Raw genomic sequence first — 6,982 nt, forward strand, 5'->3', positions numbered from 1 at the left:
CAGTTTAAAGTAATTTCAAATTTCAAATCTGAAATTTGAAATTAATATTAATTCTCCGCAAGGTATTCATGTACAAACTTAATGGCCATAGCACCTTCTCCTACAGCCGAGGCCACGCGATTCATGGCACCTGCGCGTACATCACCGGCAGCAAATATGCCCGGGCTACAGGTCTCCAGCAAATAGGGCTCTCGTGACAGCTTCCATGTTTTTTTGAAATTATCATACTTAAGCAAATCCCGTCCAGTCTCTATATATCCCTTATCATCTTTAATGATGTCAAGCTTCAACCAATCTGTTACAGGTTTAGCACCAATAAAAATAAACAAGGCAGCTGCCTTTTCTTGCCTTCGCACCTTAGTTACAATGTTTTCCAGGCAAATCTCTTCCAGTTTTTCATTGCCATACACTTGCCCCACTATGGTTTCTCCAAGCACTTCAATATTAGGAGTATTGTTAATCTGATCAATCAGGTATTGTGACATGGTAGATGACAAATCTTGCTTGCGAATAACCATGTATACTTTTTTAGCAAAATTTGATAAGTACATAGCCGATTGTCCAGCAGAATTTCCACCTCCTACTATATAGACATCACGCTCGCGACAAGCATGTGCTTCAGTTGTTGAGGCACCATAGTAAATTCCTGCACCTGTAAATTTTTCAATATCTGGCGCATCTAAAGAGCGATAATCTACACCAGTCGTAATGATTACACTTCGTGTATTGATCACGCTCCCATCGCGGAGTGTAATAATTTTATAAGTATCCTTCAAGGCAATATCCACTACTTCCTGCGGAGATAACAACTCTACACCAAAGCGTGTAGCCTGGGAGATAGCCCTGCGCGATAACTCCGCACCGCTTAAACCATTGGGAAAGCCCAGGTAATTTTCAATACGTGAACTCGTACCAGCTTGTCCGCCTGGAGCACGCTTTTCTATCATGGCAGTATTTAAGCCTTCAGAACCACCATACACAGCAGCAGCCAAGCCGGCAGGCCCCGCACCGATAATGGTTACGTCATACAAGGTCTTTGAAGCTTTCGCACGCATACCAGTTTTTTCCCCCATAGCCGGCAAATCAGGATTCAGCAGAAAGGCACCATCTTCAAAAAATACCGCAGGCAATGTCTTTACATCAATTTTATTCAGTTCTACCAACTCCTGACCTATGGGATTACTCTCGACATCCAACCACAGATACGGAATTAAATTTCCTGACAGAAAATCCTTGATCTGATGTGAACGGGGTGACCATTGATAGCCCACAATACGAATGCCTTGAAAAACAGGAACATGCTTGCTCATCCATTCGTCCAATTGTTCATCCAGCGCGGGATACAATTTTTCTTCTGGTGGGTCCCATGGTTTCATCAAATAATAATCAAGCTGCACATCGTTAATGGCACGAATGGCTGCATCGGTATCTGAATAAGCCGTAAGCAAAACGCGCCTTGCTTCCGGATACAATTCTTTGGCTTGTTGCAAAAAATCAACGCCCAGCATTTCAGGCATACGCTGATCAGATAAGAATAAGGCGACTACTTCATTTTTATTCTTTAAATCTTTCAGCGTCTCTAATGCTTCATTAGCTGATGTAGTGCTAAGAATTCTGTAATCCTTTCCGTATTTGTTGCGTAAGTCACGTGCGACAGCACGTATTACCTGCGGATCATCATCTACGGCTATCAGTATAGCTTTGTTCATATTTATTTAATGGGGAAGCAAATTTTAAACTCTGTTCTGCCTGGTTTTGAGGTCAATTCAATTTTGCCATTATGTTGATTAATAATTTGACGAACTACCTCCAAACCAAGACCGGTGCCTTTGCCCATTGCTTTGGTTGTAAAAAAGGGATCAAATATTTTATCTTGTATCTCTTTAGGAATGCCTGCACCACTATCGATGATATAGACATTGATAAAATCACGATCAAGCTGGGTTTTGATCTCAAGCGTTTTATCGGCAACATTTTCCATAGCATCAATGGCATTATCAATCAGATTAGTCCAAACCTGATTCATTTCACTGACGAAGATAGATGCTTTTGGTAAGTCTTGTTGAAAGTTTTCGACTAGTTTAATATTGTTCTTTTTCAGCTTGTGATTAAGCATGGTTAATGTGTTGCGTATACCCGGATGTATGTCAGTCACTTGCTTTTCAGTAGCCTGATCCATGTGGGTGTAGCCTTTGATTGAGGTAACAAGTGAATTAATTCTTTTTGAAGCTTCCTCAATATCAAAGACCAGTTTTTCGGTGGTAAGCACCTGATTAATCCAATTCATTACAGCTGGCACATCTTCGGGGCGCAACCAGCTTTTTACTTCATCCAACACCTTTGTTGTAATAGAGAACTCAGCAAATGTTTCAACAATGTCATACGGATTTTCAAGCCCAGCTTTCTCTAACCACTCACTTAGTTCATCTTCCAGAGCGGTTTTTTGCATTAAAGAAAGTGGTACATCACCATAACAATTTGTTCTTTCATAAACAAAATCCGTTACCTTATCCACAATTGCATCAGTCGCCTGAATCCGGATGACACGCTTAAAGTTCTCAGGTGTATGCGACAAGTGTTTTTTAAGTTCCTGCGCACTGCGTACTACGGCAGCCGAAGGATTATTAAGTTCATGGGCTAGGCCTGCAGAAAGTTTACCCAAGGCCATCATCTTGTCATTCTGCTGTTGTTGTTTGGTAAAATCCCGGACGCGGTCAGTCATGTTGTGCACCAAAGCTTCAGTTACCTCATGACACTGATTGATTAAAGCGTGAAAATGATCTTTATGTAAAAAGAAAAGCAGCAAATCACCCTCTGCAAAACCTTCGGCCACTGCGCCCTTCATGCGGGAATAAGGCAAACGCCCAAGTATTTCCATGGGTTCATAAGTCCCTAAGTTTCTGCGACCATTGGGTTGATTAATAAACAGCGTAACACCTCCCTGCAATACGATTTGAAAACCATCAATAGGATCGCCACTACCGAATACTTTATCTCCTTCCTTATATTGACTGGTTGTACCATGCTCAGCTAACCATTTCAGTTGTACTTCAGGCACTGCAGTAAATTCTGGCACCTGCTTCAATAAATAAAAAACATCTTTTACCATGTAAGGGGTTAGTATTTAATATCTATATCCATTTAAAGTCCTGGACCAATTGGTCATTACAAATAGGGGAACAATCTGCAAAATCTTAGATTCCTTCGGTCGTACCTCCCTCGCAATGACGCGAATTCTTATTTTAGGACTTCTCGCGGACATTGACAATATTTAATAATATTACTAGATAAAAATTATCTGCGCAAAAAAGTTTCATCTATAGAACTTTCTAAGCCAAAGAAGGTTCTGTTTGTTAACGGTTTAAACTATTTTGCTTCTTTCTGGGTTAAAGCTACATGAAAGCATTATGGAATGGCGAGGTTATAGCCGAAAGCGATGATACACTTATCATTGAAGGAAACCATTACTTCCCCCTGGAAAGTGTTAAACAAGAGTACTTAACAAGCAGCCAGACACACACGAATTGCGCCTGGAAAGGCACTGCATCCTATTACAATCTTGTGATAAAAGGCATGGAAAATAAGGATGCAGCTTGGTATTATGCAGAACCTTCTGAGTTGGCAAAAGGAATAAAAGGACGCGTGGCATTTTGGAAAGGTGTGCAGGTTATTAAATGATTAAATTTTTAAGCTGCATATTATTCTGGCTAAGCTCCTTATCTTGTTTTACTTTTTCATGTTATGATTTCCCAATATCAGACCGTACGCAACTACTCTGTTGAACTCTGCAAACCTTTGCAACGCGAAGATTACGTGGTTCAACCAAGTCCGGATGTAAGTCCGCCTAAATGGCATTTAGCACATACAACTTGGTTTTTGGAAGAAATGTTACTTGTTAAGTATCTACCAGGCTATAAACGTTTCCACCCCAGGTATGCATTCTTGTTTAACAGTTATTACAATGCTTTGGGCGACAGGGTTTTAAGGCCTCAGCGAGGCAACATGTCCAGGCCTACTGTTGATGAAATACTGACCTATCGCGGGCATGTTGATGAGCACATGCTTAAGCTTATTCCACAATCTGGTCCCGATACGTTGTATTTAATAGAAACTGCACTACATCACGAGCAACAACATCAAGAGCTTTTACTAACTGATATCAAATTTATACTCGGGCATAACCCGCTCTTTTCTGCTTACAGAAATGATTTTAAGGAAACGCAATACCTTGAACATACTGATGAATTTAAAACCATACATGCCGGCATGTATACTATTGGTCATGATGGAACTGGATTTGCGTTTGATAATGAAGGTGAACAGCATCAGGTTTACTTACAGGCTTTTGCCATCAGGCAATCCTTAGTGACCAACCGTGAGTACCTCTCTTTTGTTGAATCCGGTGCGTATCATGATCCACAATTCTGGCATAGTGATGCCTGGTATTGGCTACAGGAAACAAAAATCGATAGCCCCTTGTATTGGCATAAGTTGAATGGAGAATGGCAACGTTATTCATTAAGTGGACTTGAATTATTACCGCTGGATGAACCTGTTACACACATCAGCTTTTATGAAGCTGCGGCTTTTGCCGAGTGGAGCGGTATGCGTTTACCTACAGAATTTGAGTGGGAAGCAGCTGCTGAGTATTTCCAGTGGGGACAGCGTTGGGAACATACCAATAGTGCTTATCTTCCTTACCCTGGTTATGTAAAACCACCTGGAGCGCTTGGCGAGTACAATGGCAAGTTCATGGTTAACCAAATGGTATTAAGGGGTGCCTCCATCGCTACTCCGGCTGGTCATGCACGCAGAACTTACCGAAACTTTTTTCATCCTTCTATGCAATGGCAATTTACAGGGTTACGCCTTTGCAAAAAATAAGCATTCATGAAAACCAGCACCATAGCACCCCAACTCACACAGACTGTAGAAGAAGGTTTGTTCAAAGAAACTAAATCGCTTCCGAGTTGGCTTTTTTACGATGAAAATGGAGATCGCATCTTTCAGGAAATTATGCGCATGCCTGAATACTACCTGACAGGATGCGAGTATGAAATACTGAAAATGAATGCTGATGCTATTCTTAATCGGTTTCAACAAGAAGGTGCTTTTCAACTGGTAGAATTAGGTGCTGGTGATGGATTAAAAACTGAAATACTGCTCAAACATTTCACACAGCAACAAGCTGACTTTACATACCACCCCATCGATATCTCCGCCACTGTGCTCGCACAGTTGCAAGACCGATTAAACAAATCCTTACCCAATCTTCCTTTTTTTCCTCAGCAAGGTGACTATGAGACTGCCTTAGAAAAACTGAATCTGTCTTCCGATAAAAGAAAAGTTATTTTATTTCTGGGTGCCAACATTGGTAATTTTACAGTGTCTGAAGCTGGAGTTTTTCTGCAACGCATTAAAAAATCTATGCATCCTAAGGACTTATTGTTTATAGGCATCGATCTGAAAAAGGATCCACGTATGATTCAACGTGCTTATGACGATGCGCAGGGCATTACTAAAAGTTTTAATATTAATCTTTTAGTGAGATTAAACAGAGAATTGGGTGCCAATTTCATGCTTGATCAGTTCAGCCATTACCCTACCTATAACCCGGAAACAGGTGAAGCAAAAAGTTATTTGGTCAGCTTACGGCAGCAGGATGTTTATTTTGAAGCCTTACAAAAAACAATTCGTTTTAATCGCTGGGAACATATTCACACGGAAGTTTCTATCAAGTACGACCAGTCAATGATAACACAGTTGGCGGAAGCAAGCGGCCTATCAATTGGGCATCAATATTATGATTGCAAGCATTACTTTAGTGATGTGGTTTTTACTAAAAGATAAAGCGGTCAGAACCTAATAACTCTATACGCTCTTAATAAATATCCTTATTAATCATATAATCAGGGTGTGCACTAAACCATTGTCTAACGTCAGCTAGTGCTTTTTTGTAGTCATTGGTCTTTAAGTCTCCAAAATCATCAACAGCGACTGGAAATTCTTTAATGTCATCTGCTACTTGCTCCATTATTCTGTAACCACATAAAATCTTTTCATTTGAATCCGGGTTAGCCGATTGACAAGAGGGTGTGTCAAGATTAATGATAGTGACCAGGTAATCAAAAATAGGCTTTTGCTTGGTGTAGGTCAAATCAGCTACAAGGCCATAGACAAGTTTATCATTAACAGCTGTCGACTTAACCTTTTCCATAATAAAATTAACAGAAGACGATTCGCCCATGCGTGCTAATGCAAGATGGCAAGCCCATTTATCATTAGCCGAAGCTTTTGAATTAATCATTTCAGCCAACTTGCTTTGCTGACCTTTTAAATCAAGATACCCTATCAATCTGATTATCTGATGCAGGTGAGGTGTGCCAGGTTTTATAAACTGTACAAGCGCAAGTTTAGCTTCATTTGTAAAATCCTTCTTCTCAAATCCTTTTAATGCTTCGCTATTGCTTCCGCTGATACCCGTATCCTTATCAGCAATTCCGTCAATGAGCTCAAGGACTGCATCCTGTCTCAATGAAGCATCCTCACTTCGCTGACCTATTACTTTAATCAAATAGTAGCCTCTGCTTCTCACTATACTTAAACTATCGCTTAGGCTACTTTTTAAAAGCTTCAGCTGTTTATTTTCGCTTTTACGGTCTTCCAGAATGCTCTTAGGCAAAGAGAGATAAGGTTGCTTTCGTATGTCGTTAAGGTATTTCTCCAGATCACGTACGGCATTTTGTGATTGGCATACCATAACAATACCACTAAAAACAATAGTCAGAATAATTCTCATAAGTCTCAGATATTGTAAAGCTCATCAATATTTTTCAATTCCTACTTCACCACAATAATTTTTCTGGCGGTGATCTTATTTTTTTGTTTTGTAATAATGTAATAACTGCCGGGCTTCACCTGATCGATCGTCCAGTGCTGCAGGTAATCCAGTTGCCCTTCATAACGCTGTGTCCTGATCACC

The 6,982-nt window shown here is 40.4% G+C and carries 6 protein-coding genes; 3 read left to right on the plus strand and 3 right to left on the minus strand.

The genetic code is table 11. The annotated features are described in order from the left end of the window. Positions 1-47: 47 nt before the first annotated feature. Positions 48-1,709 carry an FAD-dependent oxidoreductase gene (locus tag ACO1XM_RS05180; protein WP_486226507.1) on the minus strand — a complete coding sequence of 554 codons (1,662 nt, stop codon included), beginning with the start codon at positions 1,707-1,709 and terminating at the stop codon, positions 48-50. 2 nt (positions 1,710-1,711) lie between these two features. Beyond that, positions 1,712-3,109, minus strand: a complete 1,398-nt coding sequence (locus ACO1XM_RS05185; RefSeq protein WP_486226509.1) for an ATP-binding protein — start codon at positions 3,107-3,109, stop codon at positions 1,712-1,714. Between the two features lie 287 nt (positions 3,110-3,396). Here ACO1XM_RS05185 and ACO1XM_RS05190 point away from each other — a divergent pair, with 287 nt between their 5' ends. From ACO1XM_RS05190 to ACO1XM_RS05200, 3 genes are all read left to right on the plus strand, one after another. Beyond that, entirely contained in the window at positions 3,397-3,678 is a 282-nt protein-coding gene (locus ACO1XM_RS05190; protein WP_486226511.1) for a DUF427 domain-containing protein, read from the plus strand. A gap of 63 nt (positions 3,679-3,741) precedes the next feature. Beyond that, positions 3,742-4,884, plus strand: coding sequence for an ergothioneine biosynthesis protein EgtB (egtB, locus tag ACO1XM_RS05195; protein ID WP_486226513.1), 1,143 nt, complete (start codon positions 3,742-3,744; stop codon positions 4,882-4,884). A 6-nt stretch (positions 4,885-4,890) separates the two neighbouring features. Then, positions 4,891-5,850, plus strand: a complete 960-nt coding sequence (locus ACO1XM_RS05200; RefSeq protein ID WP_486226515.1) for an L-histidine N(alpha)-methyltransferase — start codon at positions 4,891-4,893, stop codon at positions 5,848-5,850. 31 nt (positions 5,851-5,881) lie between these two features. Here the strand turns inward: ACO1XM_RS05200 and ACO1XM_RS05205 are convergent, their stop codons facing one another. Then, positions 5,882-6,799: a hypothetical protein gene (locus ACO1XM_RS05205; protein ID WP_486226517.1), complete on the minus strand. Its 918-nt coding sequence runs from the start codon at positions 6,797-6,799 to the stop codon at positions 5,882-5,884. Positions 6,800-6,982: the final 183 nt, after the last annotated feature.

The sequence above is a fragment of the Chryseotalea sp. genome, assembly GCF_057350905.1.